This is a genomic window from Mucilaginibacter conchicola, assembly GCF_003432115.1.
In the GTDB taxonomy this organism is placed as follows: domain Bacteria; phylum Bacteroidota; class Bacteroidia; order Sphingobacteriales; family Sphingobacteriaceae; genus Mucilaginibacter; species Mucilaginibacter conchicola.
On record NZ_QWDC01000003.1, the window covers coordinates 112,803 to 133,578 of the forward strand.

Annotated in this window: 19 protein-coding genes and 1 tRNA gene; 12 read left to right on the top strand and 8 right to left on the bottom strand. The window is 43.7% G+C overall.

The features are described 5' to 3' along the window. Positions 1-24: 24 nt before the first annotated feature. Together D0C36_RS17105 and D0C36_RS17110 are read left to right on the top strand one after the other, a co-directional pair. Positions 25-921, top strand: a complete 897-nt coding sequence (locus tag D0C36_RS17105) for a helix-turn-helix domain-containing protein (RefSeq protein WP_117392888.1) — start codon at positions 25-27, stop codon at positions 919-921. A gap of 51 nt (positions 922-972) precedes the next feature. Continuing rightward, on the top strand, positions 973-1,695 hold the full coding sequence (locus D0C36_RS17110) for an SDR family oxidoreductase (RefSeq protein ID WP_117392889.1): 723 nt from the start codon (positions 973-975) through the stop codon (positions 1,693-1,695). A 129-nt stretch (positions 1,696-1,824) separates the two neighbouring features. Here the strand turns inward: D0C36_RS17110 and D0C36_RS17115 are convergent, their stop codons facing one another. From D0C36_RS17115 to pfkA, 5 genes are all read right to left on the bottom strand, one after another. Further along, the gene (locus D0C36_RS17115; RefSeq protein WP_117392890.1) at positions 1,825-2,706 is read right to left on the bottom strand and encodes a polyphosphate kinase 2 family protein; all 882 of its coding nucleotides are present in this window, start codon (positions 2,704-2,706) and stop codon (positions 1,825-1,827) included. A 120-nt stretch (positions 2,707-2,826) separates the two neighbouring features. Beyond that, positions 2,827-3,348: a transposase gene (locus tag D0C36_RS17120; protein ID WP_117392891.1), complete on the bottom strand. Its 522-nt coding sequence runs from the start codon at positions 3,346-3,348 to the stop codon at positions 2,827-2,829. A 170-nt stretch (positions 3,349-3,518) separates the two neighbouring features. Beyond that, complete coding sequence (gap, locus tag D0C36_RS17125; protein WP_117392892.1) at positions 3,519-4,514, bottom strand: type I glyceraldehyde-3-phosphate dehydrogenase; 996 nt, start codon at positions 4,512-4,514, stop codon at positions 3,519-3,521. Positions 4,515-4,519: 5 nt separating this feature from the next. Next, positions 4,520-5,368: a hypothetical protein gene (locus D0C36_RS17130; protein WP_117392893.1), complete on the bottom strand. Its 849-nt coding sequence runs from the start codon at positions 5,366-5,368 to the stop codon at positions 4,520-4,522. Next, on the bottom strand, positions 5,369-6,352 hold the full coding sequence (pfkA, locus tag D0C36_RS17135; protein WP_117392894.1) for a 6-phosphofructokinase: 984 nt from the start codon (positions 6,350-6,352) through the stop codon (positions 5,369-5,371). 129 nt (positions 6,353-6,481) lie between these two features. Here pfkA and D0C36_RS17140 point away from each other — a divergent pair, with 129 nt between their 5' ends. Next, positions 6,482-7,177, top strand: a complete 696-nt coding sequence (locus D0C36_RS17140) for an NUDIX hydrolase (RefSeq protein WP_117392895.1) — start codon at positions 6,482-6,484, stop codon at positions 7,175-7,177. Between the two features lie 129 nt (positions 7,178-7,306). Here the strand turns inward: D0C36_RS17140 and D0C36_RS17145 are convergent, their stop codons facing one another. Beyond that, positions 7,307-8,167 (bottom strand): N-acetylglucosamine kinase, encoded by an 861-nt coding sequence (locus tag D0C36_RS17145; protein WP_117392896.1) that lies wholly within the window; start codon positions 8,165-8,167, stop codon positions 7,307-7,309. A gap of 486 nt (positions 8,168-8,653) precedes the next feature. On the opposite strand from D0C36_RS17145, the gene D0C36_RS17150 reads away from it, so the two are divergent. From D0C36_RS17150 to D0C36_RS17160, 3 genes are all read left to right on the top strand, one after another. Next, on the top strand, positions 8,654-9,061 hold the full coding sequence (locus tag D0C36_RS17150) for a BLUF domain-containing protein (RefSeq protein ID WP_117392897.1): 408 nt from the start codon (positions 8,654-8,656) through the stop codon (positions 9,059-9,061). A 104-nt stretch (positions 9,062-9,165) separates the two neighbouring features. Beyond that, positions 9,166-9,239, top strand: a tRNA-Arg gene (locus D0C36_RS17155). Positions 9,240-9,392: 153 nt separating this feature from the next. Next, positions 9,393-9,797 (top strand): EthD family reductase, encoded by a 405-nt coding sequence (locus D0C36_RS17160; RefSeq protein ID WP_117392898.1) that lies wholly within the window; start codon positions 9,393-9,395, stop codon positions 9,795-9,797. A 79-nt stretch (positions 9,798-9,876) separates the two neighbouring features. Here D0C36_RS17160 and D0C36_RS17165 read toward each other — a convergent pair whose 3' ends face one another. Continuing rightward, positions 9,877-12,075, bottom strand: a complete 2,199-nt coding sequence (locus D0C36_RS17165; protein WP_117392899.1) for a tetratricopeptide repeat-containing sensor histidine kinase — start codon at positions 12,073-12,075, stop codon at positions 9,877-9,879. 326 nt (positions 12,076-12,401) lie between these two features. On the opposite strand from D0C36_RS17165, the gene D0C36_RS17170 reads away from it, so the two are divergent. Continuing rightward, positions 12,402-14,348, top strand: coding sequence for a sigma 54-interacting response regulator (locus tag D0C36_RS17170; protein ID WP_117392900.1), 1,947 nt, complete (start codon positions 12,402-12,404; stop codon positions 14,346-14,348). Positions 14,349-14,355: 7 nt separating this feature from the next. On the opposite strand, the gene D0C36_RS17175 is transcribed toward D0C36_RS17170, so the two are convergent. Beyond that, the gene (locus D0C36_RS17175; protein ID WP_117393597.1) at positions 14,356-15,726 is read right to left on the bottom strand and encodes an alginate export family protein; all 1,371 of its coding nucleotides are present in this window, start codon (positions 15,724-15,726) and stop codon (positions 14,356-14,358) included. Positions 15,727-15,775: 49 nt separating this feature from the next. Here D0C36_RS17175 and D0C36_RS17180 point away from each other — a divergent pair, with 49 nt between their 5' ends. From D0C36_RS17180 to D0C36_RS17200, 5 genes are all read left to right on the top strand, one after another. Next, positions 15,776-16,255 carry a hypothetical protein gene (locus tag D0C36_RS17180; protein ID WP_147322029.1) on the top strand — a complete coding sequence of 160 codons (480 nt, stop codon included), beginning with the start codon at positions 15,776-15,778 and terminating at the stop codon, positions 16,253-16,255. A gap of 119 nt (positions 16,256-16,374) precedes the next feature. After that, the gene (locus D0C36_RS17185; protein WP_117392902.1) at positions 16,375-17,130 is read left to right on the top strand and encodes an SDR family oxidoreductase; all 756 of its coding nucleotides are present in this window, start codon (positions 16,375-16,377) and stop codon (positions 17,128-17,130) included. Between the two features lie 10 nt (positions 17,131-17,140). After that, a complete protein-coding gene (locus tag D0C36_RS17190) occupies positions 17,141-17,923 on the top strand; it encodes an alpha/beta hydrolase (RefSeq protein ID WP_117392903.1) in 783 nt (260 codons plus the stop codon). An 18-nt stretch (positions 17,924-17,941) separates the two neighbouring features. Further along, positions 17,942-19,723 (top strand): amidohydrolase, encoded by a 1,782-nt coding sequence (locus tag D0C36_RS17195; RefSeq protein ID WP_199502053.1) that lies wholly within the window; start codon positions 17,942-17,944, stop codon positions 19,721-19,723. 28 nt (positions 19,724-19,751) lie between these two features. Beyond that, a complete protein-coding gene (locus D0C36_RS17200) occupies positions 19,752-20,762 on the top strand; it encodes an MBL fold metallo-hydrolase (RefSeq protein WP_147322030.1) in 1,011 nt (336 codons plus the stop codon). The last annotated feature ends 14 nt before the right edge of the window (positions 20,763-20,776 follow it).

A 20,776-nucleotide genomic window follows, 5' to 3' on the forward strand; every position in this document is an offset into this window, starting at 1 on the left:
AACTGAGTTAATTACTTTTACCGCATGCCCACTTTATTAGCACCTGAGAAAATTATTGGCTACCCGCTGGTTACTTTAACCGGCGAACCTGCATCCATAGTGGTGTATGAGGCCAATGGTGTTGATATTGTGATCGATCCGGCTTTTCTGAAACCTCACCGTAAGGATTATTATTTCTTCGCATTTGTAGAGCAGGGGAGCAGCCGGCACTGGATAGATTTTTTGCCCTATACTGTAAAGCCTAAACACATGTACTTTACGGTGCCGCAACAGGTGCACCTTAAAGAAGAAAGTACACCCATAAAAGGTTACGTAGCCAGTTTTACTGCGGAATTTCTGATGCTGGAAGAGAACCGCATATTACGGAACCTACCCATCATTCGTAACCCATCTGCAACACACGAGTTAACTTTAACCGACGAGGATTATAAATATCTTGAGGATGTGATGAGCAAGATGGCTGCCGAGTACACAGCAGGCGGCGACTGGCAAAACCACATGCTGACCTCGTGGCTGCGGGTAATGCTGATTTACCTAAGCAGATTGTATAACGAGCAATTTGGCGACCATAAAGTAACGCAGAACTACTGCCTGTGTCTGTTCAAGAAATTTCAGGAACTGATAGGCGAACACTATGCCACCACGCATGATGTAGCTACATACGCCGACCTGCTGAACATCACGCCCGGCCATCTCAACGATAGTGTGAAACAGCACAGCGGCAAAACAGCTATCAGCCATATCCATGACAGGTTGATTGTTGAGGCCAAACGCAGCATGCTCCATACCGATCTATCCGTTAAGCAAATTGCCGATGAGTTAGGTTTTGAGGATGCGGCTTACTTTAACCGCTTCTTTAAGCGCCTTACCGATCTTACACCGATGGCGTTCCGCCACCAAATCCGCGAAATGTACAATTAATGCCCTGCAATGTGCAGCGCCCGTTTAAACGGCCCGCATTAGCTTTGCATTATGGAAAAACAAACTGTTTTAATAACCGGTGCCAATAAAGGTATTGGCCTGGAAACTGCCCGCCAGCTTGCTACCGCTGGCTACTACATCTACCTGGGCTGCCGCGATAAAGCCCGCGGCGACGAAGCCGTTGCACAACTGCAGAGCGAAGGTTTAACCAATGTTGAATTATTGCTGATAGATGTAGTAAGCGAAGATTCGGTACAACAGGCTTACAAAGAATTATCCGGCAAAATAGGCTATCTGGATGTGCTGATCAACAATGCAGGTATTCCCGGCGGCTTCCCCCAACCGGCTACCAACACGCCTGATGAAGTGTACAGAAACGTATTTGAGGTAAACTTTTTAGGTGTTGCCCGTGTAACGCGCGTGTTTGTTCCGTTGATGCAAGGTGCTCCAAATCCACGCATCGTTAACGTAACATCAGATTTGGGTTCACTTGGCTTGCACACCGATCCAACCTGGAGACATTACGACGTTAAATCTGCTGCTTATGGTCCGCTGAAAAGTGCGTTAAATGGTTATACCGTGGCTTTGGCTTACGAGCTAAAGAACTTCAAAGTAAATGCGGTTAACCCCGGCTACACCAAAACTGACTTCAATGATAACCAGGGATACAAAACCGTTGAAGACGGCGCAGCACCAATTGTGAAATATGCCCTGATAGATAAAGACGGCCCAACCGGCGGCTACTTTAGCGATTATGGCGTAACGCCCTGGTAAGTTATTAAAACAAATATGTCATTGCGAGGAGCGTAGCGACGTGGCAATCTCATCGCGTTTATATGCAAGCGATGAGATTGCTTCTCCGCCAGTCGGCGGATCGCAATGACATAGTTTTTGATTTGCCTTTTATTTTTCTTCTTCCAGTAATCTCCGCGCTTCCTCAAGCCTTTCCTTTTCATCCTTAGGCAGCACCGGATACTCCAGCTTCATATCTTTTAAAGTTTGCAGGATAATGGTGGAGATGGCTATCCGCGTAAACCATTTTTTATCGGCGGGCAGCACATACCATGGGCTGTCTTTGGTGCTGGTTTCTTTTATCGCTGCCTCGTAGGCTTTCTGATAATCGTCCCAGTGGGCGCGTTCTTTAATGTCGGCTGCAGAGAATTTCCAGTTCTTTTCAGGGTCTTCAATGCGTTTCAGGAAACGTTTCTTCTGCTCGTCTTTTGACAGGTGCAGAAAGAATTTAACGATCACCGTTCCGTTGGCACTTTGGTGTTTCTCAAAATTGCGGATGCTCTCAAAGCGTTGGTTCCAGAATTTCTTGTCGATATCTTTTACTTTGGTGATACCGGGGATATTTTCCTTCAGGATAAACTCCGGGTGGATCCTGGTTACTAATACATTCTCGTAGTGCGACCGGTTGTGGATGCCTATTCGCCCACGCTCAGGCAGGGCCTTGTAATGCCGCCACAGAAAATCGTGCTCGTAATCCTCACTGGTAGGCTGTTTAAAGCTATAAACCTGGCAACCCTGTGGGTTTAACCCCGACATAGTATGCGCAATGGCACTATCCTTTCCCGCCGCATCCATCGCCTGGAAAATGATCAACAGCGATTTCCGGTTTGCCGCATATAACTCATTCTGCAGTTTAGCTGTTTCGGAGATCAGATCGGCTAACAAAGCTTCTGATTCATCTTTATCGTAACCGAGCGTATCGCCGGTATCGTATTTATCAAGAGAGAATTTCTTAGTATCAGTTATTTTGAATTGCTGAATGATATCTTTCATGCTATATAGAATAGGGGAAAGGGGGAGAATGTTTTGCTTGGGGGGGATTGGCGGTGAGGACACCGCCAATAAGAATATTTTCGTTTTACACTCTATGTGGCGGTGTCCTCACCGCCACTTCTAAAACACATCCATATAATGCGTTAACCAGTCAAATTTTCTATCTTCTAATTCGTAGTAAGAACAAGAAGAGAAGTAATAATCATTTGGATCGTTCACTAAATTCCAGTGTTCCTGAAGCGGATTTAAATGAATATAGTCTAATTTTTGCTCCAGCATTTTTCTGCTGCTTATCAGTTTGGGCATACCGTCGCTTTGCCAGAACTTATGATTCCTGTCATTATCTTTCACTTTAAATTGTTCCAGTATGGGGTTCTCGGCTTCTTTCAGTATATCTAAAAACTTATGCCCTGTAAATTTCATAAAGCTTACATAAGGCATTTCCTTTCCGTTTATCTCAATATTTTCCCAGATTATGTGGATATGATTAGGCATTATCACAAAGCCGTAGACCTTTAACTTTTGCTTATTTACCAGATAAGCGAGGCTTTCTAAAATAATGGTTTTGAATTGGTCAGTTTTGAGCAAAGAGGTCCAATCAGCGATAGCGACGGTGTAAAAGTAAACTTCGCCTAATTCCATTATCTAATATAACAATTAATTATGGCTTAGCTATTGGCGGTGGGGACACCGCCAATAAGGGGAGATGGAGATAGTTTATTTTTTTTCTCCCTTGCGGCGGTGTCCTCACCGCCACTTTATAAAAAAAGCCTCCACGTTTGCGAAGGCTTTTTTTATAAAGTGGTTGAAACTTACAGTTTACCGATCTCTTGTACTAAATCGATCAGTTTGTTTGAGTAACCCCACTCGTTATCGTACCATGATACAACTTTAACAAAAGTGTCGCTAAGTGCGATACCTGCTTTTGCATCAAAGATAGATGTACGTGCATCACCTTTAAAGTCTTCTGATACAACTTCATCTTCGGTGTAACCCAGGATACCTTTAAGTTCGCCTTCTGATGCTTCTTTCATAGCAGCTTTAATTTGCTCGTAAGTAGCAGGAGTTTTTAAACGTGCAGTTAAGTCAACAACAGAAACGTCGGCAACCGGAACGCGGAATGACATACCAGTTAATTTACCTTTTAACTGAGGTAAAACTAAACCTACAGCTTTAGCAGCACCAGTTGATGATGGGATGATGTTCTGGTAAGCACCACGGCCACCTCTCCAGTCTTTAGCCGATGGGCCATCAACTGTTTTTTGAGTAGCAGTTACCGCGTGGATAGTGCTCATCAAACCTTCTTCGATACCAAATTTATCATCTAATACTTTAGCAATAGGCGCTAAACAGTTAGTAGTACATGATGCGTTTGAAACGATAGTTTGCTCAGCTTTTAATTGTTTGTGGTTAACACCCATTACAAATGTAGGGGTATCATCTTTTGCTGGCGCGCTCATTACTACTTTTTTAGCACCGGCGTCGATATGTTTTTGTGCAGTTTCAATAGTTAAGAATAAACCGGTTGATTCGATGATCACCTCGGCACCTACTTCATTCCATTTAAGGTTAGCAGGATCTTTTTCTGCAGTTACACGGATAGTTTTACCGTTTACTACAAGGTGGCCGCCTTCAACAGCGATAGTGCCTTTAAACTGGCCGTGAGTTGAATCGTATTTTAACATGTAGGCCATGTAATCAGGCTCAACAAGGTCATTGATACCTACTACTTCAACATCTGGTCTTTCAATAGCAGCTCTGAAAGCTAAGCGGCCGATACGGCCGAAGCCGTTGATTCCTATTTTCATGATTTTTAATTTTTACTTGTATAGTACGTTAATAAGTGGTTTATAGGCTCTTTAATAATATCGTTTATCTTAATGTTGCAACCTTCGGCTGCTTCATGTAAGTACTCCTGCATGCTTGATGCCAGTATACCTGCAAAGTGTATAGGTGCATCGGGGTGTTGGCGCTGCAAAGGTATGATATAAGTTTGTATCAGTTTTGTAAAACCGGCTATAGCCAGCGTGCGCACATAAGCATCCTGCTTATTCTCTAAAAAGAAATCGCTGAACGAGCTCAGGAACAATGCCGGTTGTTTTTGGCGATAAACCTTCTCCAGCAAAGTTTTCCTGTCGGCATCGTAACGCTGTACAAATTTCTTTTTAAGGTTGGCCGGCAGGGTCTCGTTCATAAAACCTTTTATCAGCTGTCGGCCAAGCCAGTTGCCCGATCCCTCGTCGGCTAAAATATAACCCAGGCCGTAATTGTTTGGTTTTACCTTTTTGCCATCGTACCAGGCAGCATTACTTCCGCTTCCGCAGATACTGATAATGCCCGGCATATTGCGGCAGCAGGCTATGGCAGCGCCTTCAATATCGTGCCCAACGCTTATTTTGGCAAACTTAAAAAAGGCCGAAAAAGCATTGTGGACTATCTTCTGCAGCTCTGGTGTTGATGACCCCGCGCCATAGAAATAAATGCGTTTTATCTCCTCGGCGTGGTGGATAAGGTTGATATTTTTGTTGAACAGTTGTATGATGTATTTCTCATCGCTGAAATAGGGATTTATAGCGGCCGTATTGAACGATGCAACAGTTCTTGTTTTATCGGCTAATCGCCAGCCGGCATTGTTAGATCCACTATATACAACTGCAATCATTTATATCGATAGTATATCTGACATTTCCATCAGATCATCTTCCAGTTTAAACTGATGTTGGGTTAAGGCCTCTTCGAGGTCGGTTAGTTTAATATGGTTAGCCTCCAAACCAACCATTTTTTGTGTTTCGCCTTTTATAAGGGCATTTACGGCAGCAAAACCAAGGCGGCTGCCCAGTATCCTGTCAAAAGCTGAAGGACTGCCGCCGCGTTGCAAGTGGCCTAAGATAGTAACTTTTATGTCGTAAAACTTAATCTGTTTTCTAACTTCTTCGGCAAGGTCATAAGCGCCGCGTTTGTCGCCTTCAGCTACTATTACGATACTTGATGATTTTTTATTGTACTGGCCTGCTTTAAGGTTCTCTATCAGGTGCTCAATAGCCGTATCGCGCTCGGGTAGTAAAATAGCTTCGGCTCCGCATGATATACCTGCGCGCAGCGCAATAGCGCCCGAGTCGCGGCCCATTACTTCAATAAAGAAAAGGCGGTCATGCGCATCAGCCGTATCGCGAATTTTATCAATAGCCTCAATAACGGTATTGGTGGCGGTATCAAAACCCAGGGTGTAGGTAGATCCGTAAAGGTCGTTATCAATAGTACCCGGTACACCGATAACCGAAATATCAGGATACTTTTTTGAGAAACGCAGGGCGCCTGTAAAAGTACCGTCGCCGCCTATTACAACAAGGCCGTCTATTCCGTTAGCTTTAAGGTTTTTATATGCGGTTTCCATACCTTCATCAGTACGGAATGGTAAGCATCTTGCGGTTTTAAGGATAGTACCGCCCAGGTTAAGGATATTACTAACCGAGCGTGGGTCCATATCGTACATATTATTGTCGATAAGCCCCTGGTAGCCCTGGCGAACGCCGGCTACGTGCAAGCCATTATAAATAGCGGTACGTACAACAGCCCTTATGCATGGATTCATGCCGGGGGCATCACCACCTGATGTAAGGACTGCGATCTTAGAAATTTTCTGCATCTTCTCTTAACTCAAGTAAATTGTCAGTGCGAATATAGTGTGTCAGATTTACACCATTAAATTTATTTTTTATTTTTACAATAAGATTTAACAATTATCTTAGACCAATAAACCTAAAAATAGCCAACCTTGGAAGTTAAGTTACCTACATTTAACTCCGTTTTCTCCATTGACTGTGTCATATTTGGATTTGAAGCGGGGGAGTTGAAAATATTGCTTATTGAGCGTAATGAGGAGCCGTATAAAGACTGGCTTGCATTGCCCGGATATATTGTGGAACAGGACGAGAGTATTGACAACGCTGCCGAACGTATCCTTTATGAATTAACCGGACTTCGTGATCTGCACATGCAGCAGTTTCATACATTTGGTGAAGTAAACCGCCACCCGCAAGGGCGCGTTATTACTGTTGCTTATTATGCATTGATCCGCATCAACGGCCAAAAAGAATTAAAACCGGTAACGCAGTACGCCAAAAGTGCTTTTTGGCACCCGGTAAACGAATTGCCTAAACTGGCTTTTGACCATACCGAGATATTCCAGACAGGCTTTAACAAGCTGCGCCGCCGGTTAAACTATCAGCCAATAGCATTTGAGTTATTGCCCGAGAAATTTACACTTACCCAATTGCAGTCGCTTTATGAAGCAGTGCTGAACAAGAAACTGGATAAACGCAACTTCCGCAAAAAGATGCTGAGCTATGGTTTCCTGAAAGAGCTTGACGAGAAACAAAAAGGTGTATCATACCGTGCCGCCAAACTCTATAAATTTGATCGCCGCAAATACACCAAGATATTCCAGAACGAGTTAAACCTGGATAGTTAGGGGATAGAATCAAGATATCAGAGTCAAGAACCAAGACAAAAACAAACATTAAAATCATAAAAAAGCCGCACGTTGATCAACGTGCGGCTTTTATTTTATCTTGATTCTCGTCTCTTGAATCTCTTCAAACTATGCTTTAGCAGCAGCAGCTTCAAGGTGGTATTTCACCAGGTTATCTATAGGCGAGCGGATGATGTTGCCTACGGTCATGCCGTTTTCAACACAAACCTCTTCAAGCACATTGCGGAAGTTGTAACCTACTGAACCTATACAGTTAAAAGTATATTTTTGGAAATCAGGGTAATGGGTAACCAGGTTTTTGAAGAAATCTTCAAACGAGGTACGTACCAGGTTACGTGAGTACTCGATGTTTACATTGTTATCATACACAAACTTGCTGAAGCTTGCGCAGAAACGATTAGCGCGTGGCTGGGTGTAAACAATCTCGTTAATATCATCTGGTGTAAGTTTAAATTCTTCCCAGAAAATTTTACGAACAGCCTCTGGCATGTAACCACGCAGGTAATCTGTTAATAATTTTTTACCTATGTAGCAACCGCTGCCTTCATCACCAAGTATGTAAGCACCAGAATCAATGTTGTGGGTAATTTCGCGGCCATTGTAAAGGCAGGTATTGGTACCTGTACCAAGGATGGCGGCAAAACCTTCGTTATTGCCAAGCAATGCGCGTGCAGCAGCAAGCAGATCGTGGCCTATGTACACTTTAGATTTTTCGAAAACCACTTGCATGGCATCTTCAACAATCTTGCGCATCTCTGGTGTTGAGCAACCAGCGCCATAGTAATTAACTTCGGTAATTTCTTCTTTGTTAAGGTCGGTAGGCAGGCTTTCTTTTAAAGACTGAATAATATATTCTGTGTTTGAGAAGTAAGGATTATACCCTTCGGTATTGAAATACACCTTTTTACCATCTTCGGTAACTAAACACCAATTGGTTTTGGTTGAGCCACCGTCAGCAATTATGATCATAAAATAAGTTTTTAAAATTGGCTAAAAGTATGATTAACTTATTGTAAATAAAACACTAAATTATTTAAAAAACTAAAATTCTGATACACAGCGAATAAACTTTTCTTTTTTTAGCTTTTAAGGCATTATTTTATGCCTTAAAATACCTGTCTTATTAACGGATATTAATAATTTTCGATGCTAATAAAAATCAGAGTTGCAGCGCTTTTCCGCCATGCAAAGCGGGTTTATATCGGTTGCAATAATATACATTATTTTAACAATAATTTATTTGCACTGTTTTTTTAAGATCAGTATCTTCATGTTATTATTTACCGAATGCTCCCGCTATATAGCGTATCCCACCTTTCTGTAAACCAAAACCTCATTGTATTGTTAAGTTAAACTTTGTTTACAACCACAGGGGATAAGTCTTTTTTCTTATTGCCGCTGTCAATGTATAATTTTGGCAACCCCTAAATGCTGATGTTTGATGCTATTTAATTTATGCTATCTATAGTTTACATAAGTGCTGCGGTTGATTTGCTGACCGATGAAGATCTGAAAGACTTGCTAATTCAGAGCCAAACCAGCAATAAAAAATATGATGTAACCGGCCTGCTGTTATACTACAAAGGCGTTTTTATGCAGGTTATTGAAGGTAGCAGCGAACATATTACGCAGCTTTTCAGGAACATTGAAAAAGATCAACGCCATACCGCCGTTATAAAACTTGCCGAAGAGGAAATAGAAGAGCGTGCATTTGGTGATTGGGCCATGGCATTCAAAACCATATCAGACGAGGAGTTCTCAAAAATAGAAGCTTATGTACAACCGGCTAAACTCAATTTGCCAGAAAACAGTAAGAGCGAAGCAGTAAAACTAATAAAAACGTTTTTCGACGGGCATAAATAAATTACCCCCGGCCCGAATAATTCTTGCCAAATTCAACCAGTTTTTGCATATTTGCACCGCGAAAACGCAGTTAAGCAATCTTTGCTTCTAATGTTTTTGGCGATGGTCCTATAGCTCAGCTGGATAGAGCAACAGATTTCTAATCTGTAGGTCTTTGGTTCGAATCCAAATGGGATCACAGAATAAAGTATAAAGCCTCAAGTCGGAAGTCTTGAGGCTTTATTGTTTTAAGAGCTTTGGTGCAGATTACAGACGTTTCGTTAATCAGCCAAAATATAACTATCACGTTATCAGCTAAAAGTATTAAATTGGCTAACAATATATTATCATTATGAAAGCTAAGCTGATATTGTTTTTGACCCTTGTAGTATCTTATTGCGCGGCGTTTGCACAAACCCCCAAAGCTATTGAGGCGGAGAAAGGGTTGATCAAGATCTCTGTGATGTACCCATACGCAGAAGGTAAAACTTTTAACATGACGTATTACCAAACCAAGCACATGCCTATGGTTGCCGCATATTTAGGCACCAATCTGCAAAAGTATACCATCGATAAAGGGCTTTCGGCAGGTATGCCGGGCCAGCCGCTGCCTTTTGCTGCAATTGGCACATTCTACGTAAAAAGTTTGAGCGAATATCAATCGGCTATAAAGCCTCACCTGGATGCTATACGTGCCGATTTTCCTAATTATACCAATATAACACCTGTAATACTGGTTAGCGAGGTGATAAAATAACAAACAACACCATTGCAACATGTTTGCCTTAGCAAGCCCGTTTGCAAAAACCTTACGAGGTTGCCATGATCACCCGCTTTTACACAGGTGGCTCTGTTTGGTTGTTTTTAAAAGTTATGCCAATGGTTACCCCTCCGGTGGCCAGCAGCTCGAGTTTGCCGCCGAGTTGTTTGGTTAGTCCTTTCATCAAATTCATACCCATTGATTTACTGTTGGCATTTTCCGTTATACCAATGCCTTCGTCTTCGATCAGTAACCGGGTTTGATCGTCGTTTAATTGCTTAAACACTATCCGGATATTGCCGTGCCCGTTATCAGGGTAAGCATATTTAATAGCGTTGGTTACGGCTTCATTAATAATCAGGCCAAGCGGTACCGCCTGGGCAACATGCAGGTATATTTCTTCAATGTTTTTAATAAATATTATTCTGCTTTCGGCATCAGAGGTTTCCTTAAGGTGAGTTAATAATTCTTCAATATACTCCTGCATATTTATCAGTGTAAGATCATCAGACTGATAGAGTTTTTGGTGAATAAGGGCTATAGCATGAATGCGGTACTCACTGTTTTTTATCGCTTTCAAGGCTGCTGCATTATCGATATATGACGATTGGCGCTGCAAAAGCCCCATCACTATCTGCAGGTTGTTTTTTACCCGGTGATGGATCTCTTTCATCAGCCATTCTTTTTCCTCTATAAGGGCGTTTAGAGAGATGTTCTTCTCATCAATTTCGCGGGTTTTTTTGATGTTGATGCGATAACTGTTATACAATAACCCTATGCTTACCAGCAAGAAAATAACGCCTGCAAAAGTAAGGTTACGGGTATGGCCGGCCTGTTTAAGTTGGTCGCGTTGTAGTTGGGCATCTTTTTTTAGCAGGGCAATATCATTCTCGCGCTGGGCTGTTTCGTATTTCAACTGCATCTCAGATATTTCCCTAAGCTTTGATGCGTTTAGCAGTGAGTCCTTTTGCCTTTGATAATTGCCAAAATGAGTTAAAGCAGACTGGTATTTTCCCATTGCAGAATCTATCTTATAATAAAGCTGCTCAATATTTTTATTGTTATCTAAAGAAGATCTCGCTCTGATTTTTGAGAGATACAGCAGTGCACGCTCATATTTTCCGGTTTTAATGTAAAAGCTGCTAATATCATAATAGGCCAAAGCAACCACTTCACCATCTCTTGGCCGTATACCAATGGTTTCAATCACTTTTTTATAAGCTTTTTCGGCTTTAGCATAGTCTTTAAGAGCCTCATAACAGTAAGCTTTATTTTGCGTACAAAAAACCCTGCCATCATTTGTTTGGGGTGGATGTTTTAGCTCATAAGCAGTTGTTTCTTGCAGTGCTTCATTAAAGCGGCCCAGTTTTATCAGTCCTTTTATAATAAAGCCAAGTGTTCTGTAGCGGTATATCTCTTTAATTACCATCTTCTCCCGCGCGGCAAGTGATTTTCTTAAATAAATAATACTTTCTTCGGTTTTTCCTAAGGCCTCGTATATCAAACCTACTTCCCCGTAGGTATTGTGGCCATTAAGAGTATCGCGGTATTTTTCAATATCATCAACAGATAATAAGCCATAAGCAAGCGCCTTTTTCAGGTCGCCTTTGTAGCGATAATCGCCCGCTAAAAAGTCGTATAACACCGATAAGTTAACAGGCTTTGACTGGTATTTTGCAATAAGCGCATGGGCTTCTTTTACAGCATCGTTACCTTGTCCGTTTCTCCATGTTGCCATTACAATAGCAATTTGTATAGTGGGCACTAATTGCTGAAGCCGGTATTGCTGCGCAGCAGCAAGGGCTTTTTGAAGATACAGGATACTTATAGGATAAAAATCTGAACGACTGGCCGCACTGGCAAAGCTCATATATACCGAAACCAATTTTTTATGATCGACCCCGGCGGTATAATACTTTAAAGCTTCCGAAAAATATTTGTAAGAACTTACTGTATCGCCTTTGTTGATGTAATTGTTGGCTATTAACCGCACGCCTTCATATTGGCGCTTTTGATCTTTTATGCGGCCCGCAATACTAATGGCGCTTTTAAGGGATTGTATTGCATTATTAATGTTATTTGTATCCTGATCAGCAAAAAACCTGCTGTTGTGATATTTAGCCAGTTCCATGTAAGCAGAAATGCGCCCGGTATCGGTTGTTTGGTTTTGCAACCTCCTGGTTAGGGTGTTGAGGTATGCAGCGTCGGTTCGTTGCACTTGGGCTTTTGTTACCAGGCTTACAAAAATAATGAACAGGCAACCTACGTATTTCAAAATTGTACAGTTTAATAAAGTATGCCTAAGCTAATTTAATTTAACCTGTTTGTAAAACTATAGTTGCCTTAGCCTAATACGGTGTTTAAATATTATGCCGTAAGTTAATATAGTGTATAATTATTTTATTTACAGTGTATTGTGCATTATTTGTGGGTTAAGGGGTAGTGTAATTGCAGCGATATATCGTTGTTGGGCAATTACATATCGTTGTTGTGGTTGTGTAAAGCCCGTAATCTTTCTAAAAATGTAATGAGGAGCGATATTTGATATGCGGTAAATTACTTGTTTGCGTATCTTCATATTTAATTTTATCACAGTTGTTCATGAGTAAAACCATACTTATAGTTGAAGATGAATTTATTATCGCCGATGTTTTAAGTAATATACTTGAAACCGCGGGCTATAAGGTTTGTGGTATTGCCGATAGTGTAGGCGAGGCCCTTGGTATGATAACCGAATTTAAGCCAGATTTTATCCTGCTTGATATTTATTTAAAGGGAAAACTAACCGGTATTGACCTTGCGCAACGCCTTGGGCAAATGAATATCCCGTTCATTTACATATCAGCCAACTCAAACCAAAAGGTGTTAGAAGATGCAAAGGTGACTAACCCCTATGGGTTTGTGGTAAAACCTTTCAGGGAAAAAGATGTGCTTGTGGCGCTTGATATTGCCATTTACAGGCACGAGAACCAATTGGAACAGGGCGAACGGCAGAACGCTTTGCTACAAAAGAAAGCCGCAGAAATTTTAAGCTCGGCAGAAAATTGCGAGCATAAATTGCTGCAAATGGGCAAGGCGCTGCAGCCTTATATCCCGTTTGAGTTTTTGTCTGTTGGCGGGCAGCAGCAAGAGGATGATAATTTTTACGAGATCTGTTTTTCGCGAATAGGTTTTGACGAATACCAACTTATTGGCCCGGCAGAGTTAATGGTGGTTACCAATTTAAAGCAACATGAACTGGCCGGATTAAAGAGTGTGGAGAAACCAAACCCTATAGCTACCTGGTACGATGAACAGGAGTTTAACCGCCTTGTAAGGTCTGAGCTGTTTAAAAAATTGCTGGCCGATGTATATGGTTTAAGGTCGCATCTCAGTTTTCCGGTAAAAACAGGCGCAGGCAAGGTATATTATTTAAACTTTTACAGCCGCCGCCCCGATGCTTATGACGCAGCACATTTAGTACAATGTAACCATTTGCGGCAGCCTTTAAGCGCTTTTATGGAAAGCCTGCAACGGTTGCCAAACAACCCCTTGTTTGTAGAAACAGGTAATTATTCCGTTCATCACGAAGTTTCTGCCAGTCACAGTTCCAACCTATTCAATGGTATTATCGGCAACAGCCATTTACTACTTACCGTTTTTGACCACGTTGCGCAGGTTTCCCCGTCAGATTGTTCGGTGCTGATATTGGGCGAGAGCGGCACCGGCAAAGAGAAGATAGCCGAGCGCATACACGCGTTATCGGCAAGGAAAGATAAGCCTTTTATCCGTATCAATTGTGCTGCATTACCCGCTACGCTGATAGATTCGGAGTTATTTGGGCACGAGAAAGGGGCGTTTACAGGAGCATACGAACGCAAGACAGGTAAGTTTGAACAGGCGCATACGGGTACCATTTTTCTGGATGAGATAGGAGAGTTGCCGCGCGAATCGCAATCTAAATTGCTGCGCGTGTTACAGGAGAAAGAGATTGAGCGCATAGGCGGCCGCAGTACCATTAAAACCGATGTGCGCATTATTGCCGCCACTAACCGTGATCTGGATAAGGAAGTGGCAGAAGGGCATTTTCGCCTTGATCTGTTTTACCGAATCAACGTATTTCCGATAAATATGCCACCCTTGCGCGATAGGAAAGAGGATCTTGCCGACCTCGCTGCACACTTTTTAAAGATCTACACCCGCAAAACCGGTAAAAATATAAGAGGAATAACCCAAGGTGTACTGGATAGTATGATGGAATACCACTGGCCAGGCAACATCCGCGAGCTGGAGAACCTTATAGAACGCAACGTACTGCTTACCCGCGATGACATGATTAGCAGCATGGCCCTTCCAACTCAGCCAGAGCCTGTAGTTGTAAATGTGGCCGCAGATACCAGTGCCATCACCATGCGCGATGGCGAACGTGCCCATATCCTTGCTGCTTTAAAGAAGTGTAACGGTAAAATATGGGGAGAGGGGGGAGCGGCAAGCTTGTTGAACCTGCCGCCAACAACCCTCAACTCAAAAATGAAGAAACTGGGTATTCGTAAAGATTATAGGGTGTAACCTGCTGCTAAAATTTGAGTGTAACGGTAGTACCGGTCATCAATATGTTTTTGCCCGGCCCGGCTTGTTTCAAATAATCTCCGGCTACAAACCAGGTAACTTCCTGCCTTAGCGAAAGATATTTACTGGGCGAATAATTAAGTTCACCACCCAACTGGCCGCCTATCTTTTTGGCTGCACCATCTTTTGATGAGTACAGTAACCTGCCGTTAACAGCATAAAGCCCGTCATTTTTGTTCATGCGCCAAAACAGGTCATAATCGGCACTTAATAATAGCCTTTTGCTGATGCTAAGTTCCAGGTATGGGTGCATATCCAGCAAGTTATAAGGGCCTATTAGCGCAGCTAAACCAAAGTATGCACCTTTAGGAAATAGCGGGTTAAACGTATTTAACCTGCCATCGCCTTTACTCCTGTCGCCGCTGATGGCTTCTGTTTTAAAGCCTATGCGTGGTTTAAGTTTTGTTTGTTCAAATCCGTAAGATATGTTAGCAGATAAAGTCCATGCAGAGATATCGCCACCGGCAAAATCACCAAACTGGTAAAGCCCTTCAATATCATACTGCAAGGCCGGCGCATTGGCCCAAACCCTTGCGCCGATTGAGTGGCGGGTTTCTACACCTTTGCCGTCATCAAACACAGCTGTTCTTTTGTTTATCCCCAAATAGTAAACATCTATATTTTGCAATAACGGCACTTTGTTTATCACCGCGTAAGCACCCCAAAATTTGGTGCCTTTGTTTACAGCATCATCAAAAATATTGGGTTTAGCCGGTACATAGTAAGAGTAGAACAGATCAAGCTTAAGTTGTTTGCGGCCATACATCAGTTTCGCCCCATCAAACGATTGCCGGTTATTTGGTGCCTCACGCACAGCAACAAGGCGTTGCGAGCCATAAGAGAGCTCCTGGCGGCCCAGCCTAAAGGTAAGTGAACCTTCTGGTTTTGTATAGAAGGCATAATCCATAAAAGCCTGGTGTAGCTCAAGTGGGTTTTGGTCAACCGGCGATGGTGTTTCGGCTTCGCCATCTGCCAGGCTGCTTTGCAGTTGCACAAACGTGCGGAAGTGTTTACCAACGTGCAGGTCAACATGCCCCAGGAAGCGGCTTAGTATAAAGCCATCTTTATCTACAGGTGCTTCGCCCCAATCCTGGTTTGTGAAATGGAAATACTGGTAACGTACTTCGCCGCCAAAACTCAGGTAAACGGTTTTATCTTTTGATAGCGGATTAAACTTGAGGCGGCTATACCAGTCGGCAGCTGTATCGCGGCCCAGGTAGCTGTAATTTTCGTCGTATCGTAATGATTTAAAAGGAGCGTTCTGGGCAAGGCAGGTGCTGCAACCCAGTAGGCTAATAAAGGTGAGTAAATGTTTCACGGTTATGCAAGGCTTTGATTTATAAGGCTTGCTAACCAATGCCTGTGCCTTGTTTACATTGTGTTGTTTTACAGTTGATTATACGCCCGTTAGTGCATTTAACCCCTGCATTTCGCAGTTTGCCGGGTTGTTTGGCGAAATAGCGTTGTGTGTTATTCCAAAAAGTGTTGTTATCGCTGTTTTATCGCTTGGAATAAGGCTTGCCATTACCGGCAAAAATGCCATCAACATGATACAGACAGAACAACGCGCATTCAATACTTGCCTAACCCGGCGGGTGATAAGCCTGCACAAGATAGGCTATACAGAAGATTTCAGGCTCGTGGAAAGACAAAACATCCAATGCCTGCAAACAAGCGAATGCTTCGCCATTAATACGGTGAATATCCGCCTGATAGATTGCGTGCTCGATTGCTCAACTTATACCTATAAATACATCCATACTATCGATACCGATACCAATTGCCGTGGCCTGCTCATTATCAACGGTATACTGCCACTTAACAACTGCATGTCGTTGCCCGCTTAGTTCCTTTCAACGAAATACAGCAAAAAATAAGCTGTTTTTTTAATTTAATATATTGATTTATAGTTGATTATTGTTTTGGCGCTGCTGTTGTAAGTGCTGTTTCCAAACAAGCAAACAACATGGAAACCCTTAAGCAATTAACCACATTAATTACCGGCGGCAACAGCGGCATAGGCTACGCAGCAGCCAAAAAATTTAAGCAGGAAGGCGCATCAGTTATTATCACCGGCCGAAACCCGGAAACCGTAAATAAAGCCGCAACCGAACTCGGTGTAACCGGCCTGATAGCCGACCAGGCCAATCTGCAAACTCTTGATGGTTTGGTAACCTTATTAAATGCGGAGAACATAAAACTCGATGCTGTTTTCCTTAATGCCGGCATAGCTACCTTCTCGCCGTTTGAGCAAATTACAGAGCAGCACTATGATGAAATAATGGACATCAACGTAAAGGGCGTGTTGTTCACCCTGAAAAAACTGCTGCCTATAGTAAATGATGGCGGTTCTATCATCTTCAATACATCAGTTAACGCCACTTTGGGTATGCCAAACTCGGGCATTTACGCAGCCAGCAAAGCAGCGTTGATAGCTCTGAGCAGGGTGTTGGCTACAGAGCTTGCACCAAGGCAGATCCGCGTAAACTGTATTTCGCCGGGGCCGGTAGAAACACCGGTGTACGGCAAACTGGGTATGGATGCAGAGCAGATTGCATCGTTCAGCAAAGTTTTAAGCGATAAGATATTATTGAAGCGCTTTGCCCAGGCCGAGGAAATTGCCCAGCTCGCGGTTTTCCTTGCCGGTAAAAATTCATCCTTTATTACCGGTACCGAGATAGTGGTGGATGGTGGTCTTACTGTAAATCCTGTCATCAATTAATCCCTCAACCATGAAAGCATCAATCCCCAAAACCATTGTTTTTATTACCGGCGCCTTTGTAAGCAGCGATTGTTGGAACGACTGGCGGACCTATTTTGAGAATTTGGGCTACACCACACTCGCCCCCGCATGGCCTCATAAAGATGCGCCCGCCTGCACGCTTCGCCAAAGGCACCCTGATGCGGATGTGACCAATCAGCGTTTGGCAAACTTAACCAGCTATTTCTCGGCAATAGTAGCAGCCTTGCCCGAGAAGCCGATCCTGGTAGGCCATTCCATGGGCGGGCTCGTCACGCAATTACTGGTACAAAAAGGGCAGGCATTTGCTGGTATAGCTATTCATTCGCTGCAGCCCAAAGGCATTTTTACGTTTAAATTCTCCTTTTATAAAGCAGGCTGGAAAGCGCTTGGCTTTTTTACTGATGCCCACAAAACCTACCTCATGTCGTTCCCCGAGTGGCAGTACGCTTTTACCAACGGAATGCCTTACGAAGCGCAGAAGGATGGCTATTATAACCTCTTAGTGCCCGAGTCAAAACTGGTAGTGCGCGATGCTACTACCGATGCAGCCAAAATAGACTTTGAGCGCCCGCATGAGCCTTTGCTATTCATATCGGGCAGTACAGACCGCTTTATTCCCGCCTCGCTTAATTACAGCAATTATAAAAAATACAGCCATACAGCATCCGTAACTACATATCGTGAGTTTGCGGGGCGCAATCACTTTGTGCTCGGCCAGCCCGGTTGGGAAGAAATTGCTGAGTATATACAAGATTGGATCTTAAAACAGTAGTACCCTACATCAAAACACATGAAAAACTATAACCTGATAAAGAGGGGCTTAGGCCTTATGCTTTTGCTGATGAGCGGCCCGGCATCTGCACAGCAAAAAGCTGACATGATCATTTACAATGGCAAAATTGCCACCATGACCAAACCCGGCGAGTTTAAGCAGGCCATTGCCATGCAGAAAGGATTGATACTGGCTACGGGCAATTCGCGAGATATTCTTAAAACGTATAAAAATGCAAGTACCCAATTGGTTGATGCAGCAGGTAAAACGGTTATCCCCGGTTTAAATGACAGCCACATGCACGCCATTCGCGAAGGGCTTAACTTTAATATGGAGCTGCGCTGGGATGGCGTGAAAACTTTAAAGCGGGCCATGGAAATGCTAAAAGAGCAGGCGGCCCGAACACCGCCCGGCGCCTGGGTAAAAGTAGTAGGCGGCTGGAACGAGTTTCAGTTTGAGGAAAAGCGCCAGCCGACTATAGACGAGATCAACGCTGCCGTGCCCGATAAGCCTGTGTACATCACTTACCTGTACGGCAAGGCTTTTCTGAACCAAAAAGGCATAGAGGTTTTGGGTTATGATAAGAATACCGATTACCCCGGCAGCCTGATAGAACTGGATAAAGACGGTAAACCTACCGGCCTTTTATACGCCAAAGAAACACCGATGGCCATTTACCGCACACTGGCCCTCACGGGTAAGTTAACGCCCGAAGAAAGGATAAACAGCTCGGAGCATTTTTACCGCGAGATAAACAGCTTTGGCATTACCAGCGTGGTTGATGCTGCGGGCGGTTCGCAAAACTACGATGCCGATTACCAGGCCTCACTCGCCCTGGCCAAAGCCGGGAAACTGACAGTGCGCACTGCCTACTATCTGTTTGCCCAGCAAAAGGGAAAAGAACTGGCCGATTATGAGAAATGGATCTCGCAAACACATCCCAATAAAAACGATCATATCCTGATGGCTAACGGCTATGCCATGGAAGGTGCAGGCGAAAACCTAATTGCCACCGGTGCCGATTTTGAGAATTTCCTGGAACCGCGTATTGTGCTGCCGCCAGAGATGGAAAGCGATCTGGAACCCATCATCCGTTTGCTGGTGAAAAACCGCTGGCCGTTTCGCCTGCATGCCACCTACGGCGAATCAATCGACCGGATGCTGAACGTTTTTGAAAAAGTAAATAAAGACACTCCCTTTAACGGCCTGCGCTGGTTCTTTGACCACGCGGAAACCATTACCGATGCTGAACTGGCCCGCGTTAAGGCGTTGGGCGGCGGCGTGGCAGTACAGTTCAGGATGTACTACCAGGGCGAGCTTTATACCAAAATGTATGGGCAACCCAAAACGCAATTGCCACCCATTAAAAAAATGCTGGCCATGGGCATTCCAGTGGGAATGGGTACTGATGCGCCGCGTATATCAACCTATAACCCCTGGATGGCGCTGCACTGGCTGTTAACCGGCCAAACCATTGGCGGTATGCAATTTTGGCCCAAAGACCAGGTGCTGGATAAGTTTACTGCCCTTGGGCTTTATACCGGCGGCAGTGCATGGTGCTCGGGCGAGCAGGATTTGAAAGGCAAACTGCAAAAAGGTATGTATGCCGATATGGTGATCCTCTCAGATGACTATTTCACTACCTCTCCTGAAAACGTAAAACAGATCACATCCCTGATGACCATCGTGAATGGCAAGATAGTTTATGCCGCCGGGCCTTATGCCGCGCAATGCCCGCCAATTGCTGCTGCCATACCTGCATGGTCGCCGGTAAACTACTTTGGCGGCTATCAGAAATAACAACTAACCCTACAGAAACCTTTAAAAAATGAAAAAGCTTTATTCACTACTCGCAAGCCAGGGTTTGCTATTACTTTACCTTTGCACACCAGCGTTTGCGCAGATGCCGATGCCGCCTGTGGTACCAATATGGGATGCTAACAAGGTAACGCTTGGCCTTAAGAAGATCAGCAACGACGTCTATGCGATCATCCCCGCAACGGCTGAAGTTGAAACCACCAAAGGTATCCCGCAAGCCACTACGGGTGGCTTTATTATCGGCGATAAAGGTGTGCTGCTGATAGAGGTGATGATGACCAAACGCCTTTACGATCAGGAATTGAAACTCATTCGCTCAGTAACGGATAAGCCCATCATCTACGCCGTAAACACCAGCGACCATGGCGACCACTGCTTTAGTAATTACCTGTTGCCTGCATCAGCCGTTATTGTCCAAAACCAATTTGCTAAAGATAACCTTGCCAAAAATTACGAAGGCATAAAGCAATTTATGGTGACACTTTTTGGCAGCGGCAGAGGTATCGAGAACACAGTTTATCGCCCTGCAGATATTGCTATCCCCCAAAACGGCAAACTGCAGATAGATATGGGCAGGGGCAAACTGGTAGAGTTGCTGAACATCTCGCCTGCACAATCCATGGCCGATCTGTTTGTGTGGATGCCTAATCAAAAGGTTTTTTGGGCGGGTAATCCGTTCATTGCCGAAAGCCCGGCTATACCGTGGTTGTTTGATGGCTTTTTTCTGGAGCCTGCAGCCAACCTTAAAAAGGTATATGACTTTTTGCCCGATGATGCCATTGTTATCCCCGGCCACGGGCGCATCACTAACAAGGCCGGCATAAAATACACTATTGATTATGTAGATGCACTAAAAGACCAGGTGCAGGCAGCAGTTAACAAAGGCCTCACGCTTGAGCAAACCAAAGAGGTGGTAAAGATGAAAGACTTTGATAAAGGCTACGTACTGTTTAACTGGCTGCACTACAATTTTAACCTGCCCAATGCCTATAAAGACATCAGTACCAACAAAAAGAACTAACTATTAATGCTTAA

Bases quoted from the DNA above. Each gene is read 5' to 3' on its own strand.
- D0C36_RS17105 (WP_117392888.1), top strand. From the start codon at position 25: ATGCCCACTTTATTAGCACCTGAGAAAATTATTGGCTACCCGCTGGTT.
- D0C36_RS17110 (WP_117392889.1), top strand. From the start codon at position 973: ATGGAAAAACAAACTGTTTTAATAACCGGTGCCAATAAAGGTATTGGC.
- D0C36_RS17115 (WP_117392890.1), bottom strand. From the start codon at position 2,706: ATGAAAGATATCATTCAGCAATTCAAAATAACTGATACTAAGAAATTC.
- D0C36_RS17120 (WP_117392891.1), bottom strand. From the start codon at position 3,348: ATGGAATTAGGCGAAGTTTACTTTTACACCGTCGCTATCGCTGATTGG.
- gap (WP_117392892.1), bottom strand. From the start codon at position 4,514: ATGAAAATAGGAATCAACGGCTTCGGCCGTATCGGCCGCTTAGCTTTC.
- D0C36_RS17130 (WP_117392893.1), bottom strand. From the start codon at position 5,368: ATGATTGCAGTTGTATATAGTGGATCTAACAATGCCGGCTGGCGATTA.
- pfkA (WP_117392894.1), bottom strand. From the start codon at position 6,352: ATGCAGAAAATTTCTAAGATCGCAGTCCTTACATCAGGTGGTGATGCC.
- D0C36_RS17145 (WP_117392896.1), bottom strand. From the start codon at position 8,167: ATGATCATAATTGCTGACGGTGGCTCAACCAAAACCAATTGGTGTTTA.
- D0C36_RS17150 (WP_117392897.1), top strand. From the start codon at position 8,654: ATGCTATCTATAGTTTACATAAGTGCTGCGGTTGATTTGCTGACCGAT.
- D0C36_RS17160 (WP_117392898.1), top strand. From the start codon at position 9,393: ATGAAAGCTAAGCTGATATTGTTTTTGACCCTTGTAGTATCTTATTGC.
- D0C36_RS17170 (WP_117392900.1), top strand. From the start codon at position 12,402: ATGAGTAAAACCATACTTATAGTTGAAGATGAATTTATTATCGCCGAT.
- D0C36_RS17185 (WP_117392902.1), top strand. From the start codon at position 16,375: ATGGAAACCCTTAAGCAATTAACCACATTAATTACCGGCGGCAACAGC.
- D0C36_RS17190 (WP_117392903.1), top strand. From the start codon at position 17,141: ATGAAAGCATCAATCCCCAAAACCATTGTTTTTATTACCGGCGCCTTT.
- D0C36_RS17195 (WP_199502053.1), top strand. From the start codon at position 17,942: ATGAAAAACTATAACCTGATAAAGAGGGGCTTAGGCCTTATGCTTTTG.
- D0C36_RS17200 (WP_147322030.1), top strand. From the start codon at position 19,752: ATGAAAAAGCTTTATTCACTACTCGCAAGCCAGGGTTTGCTATTACTT.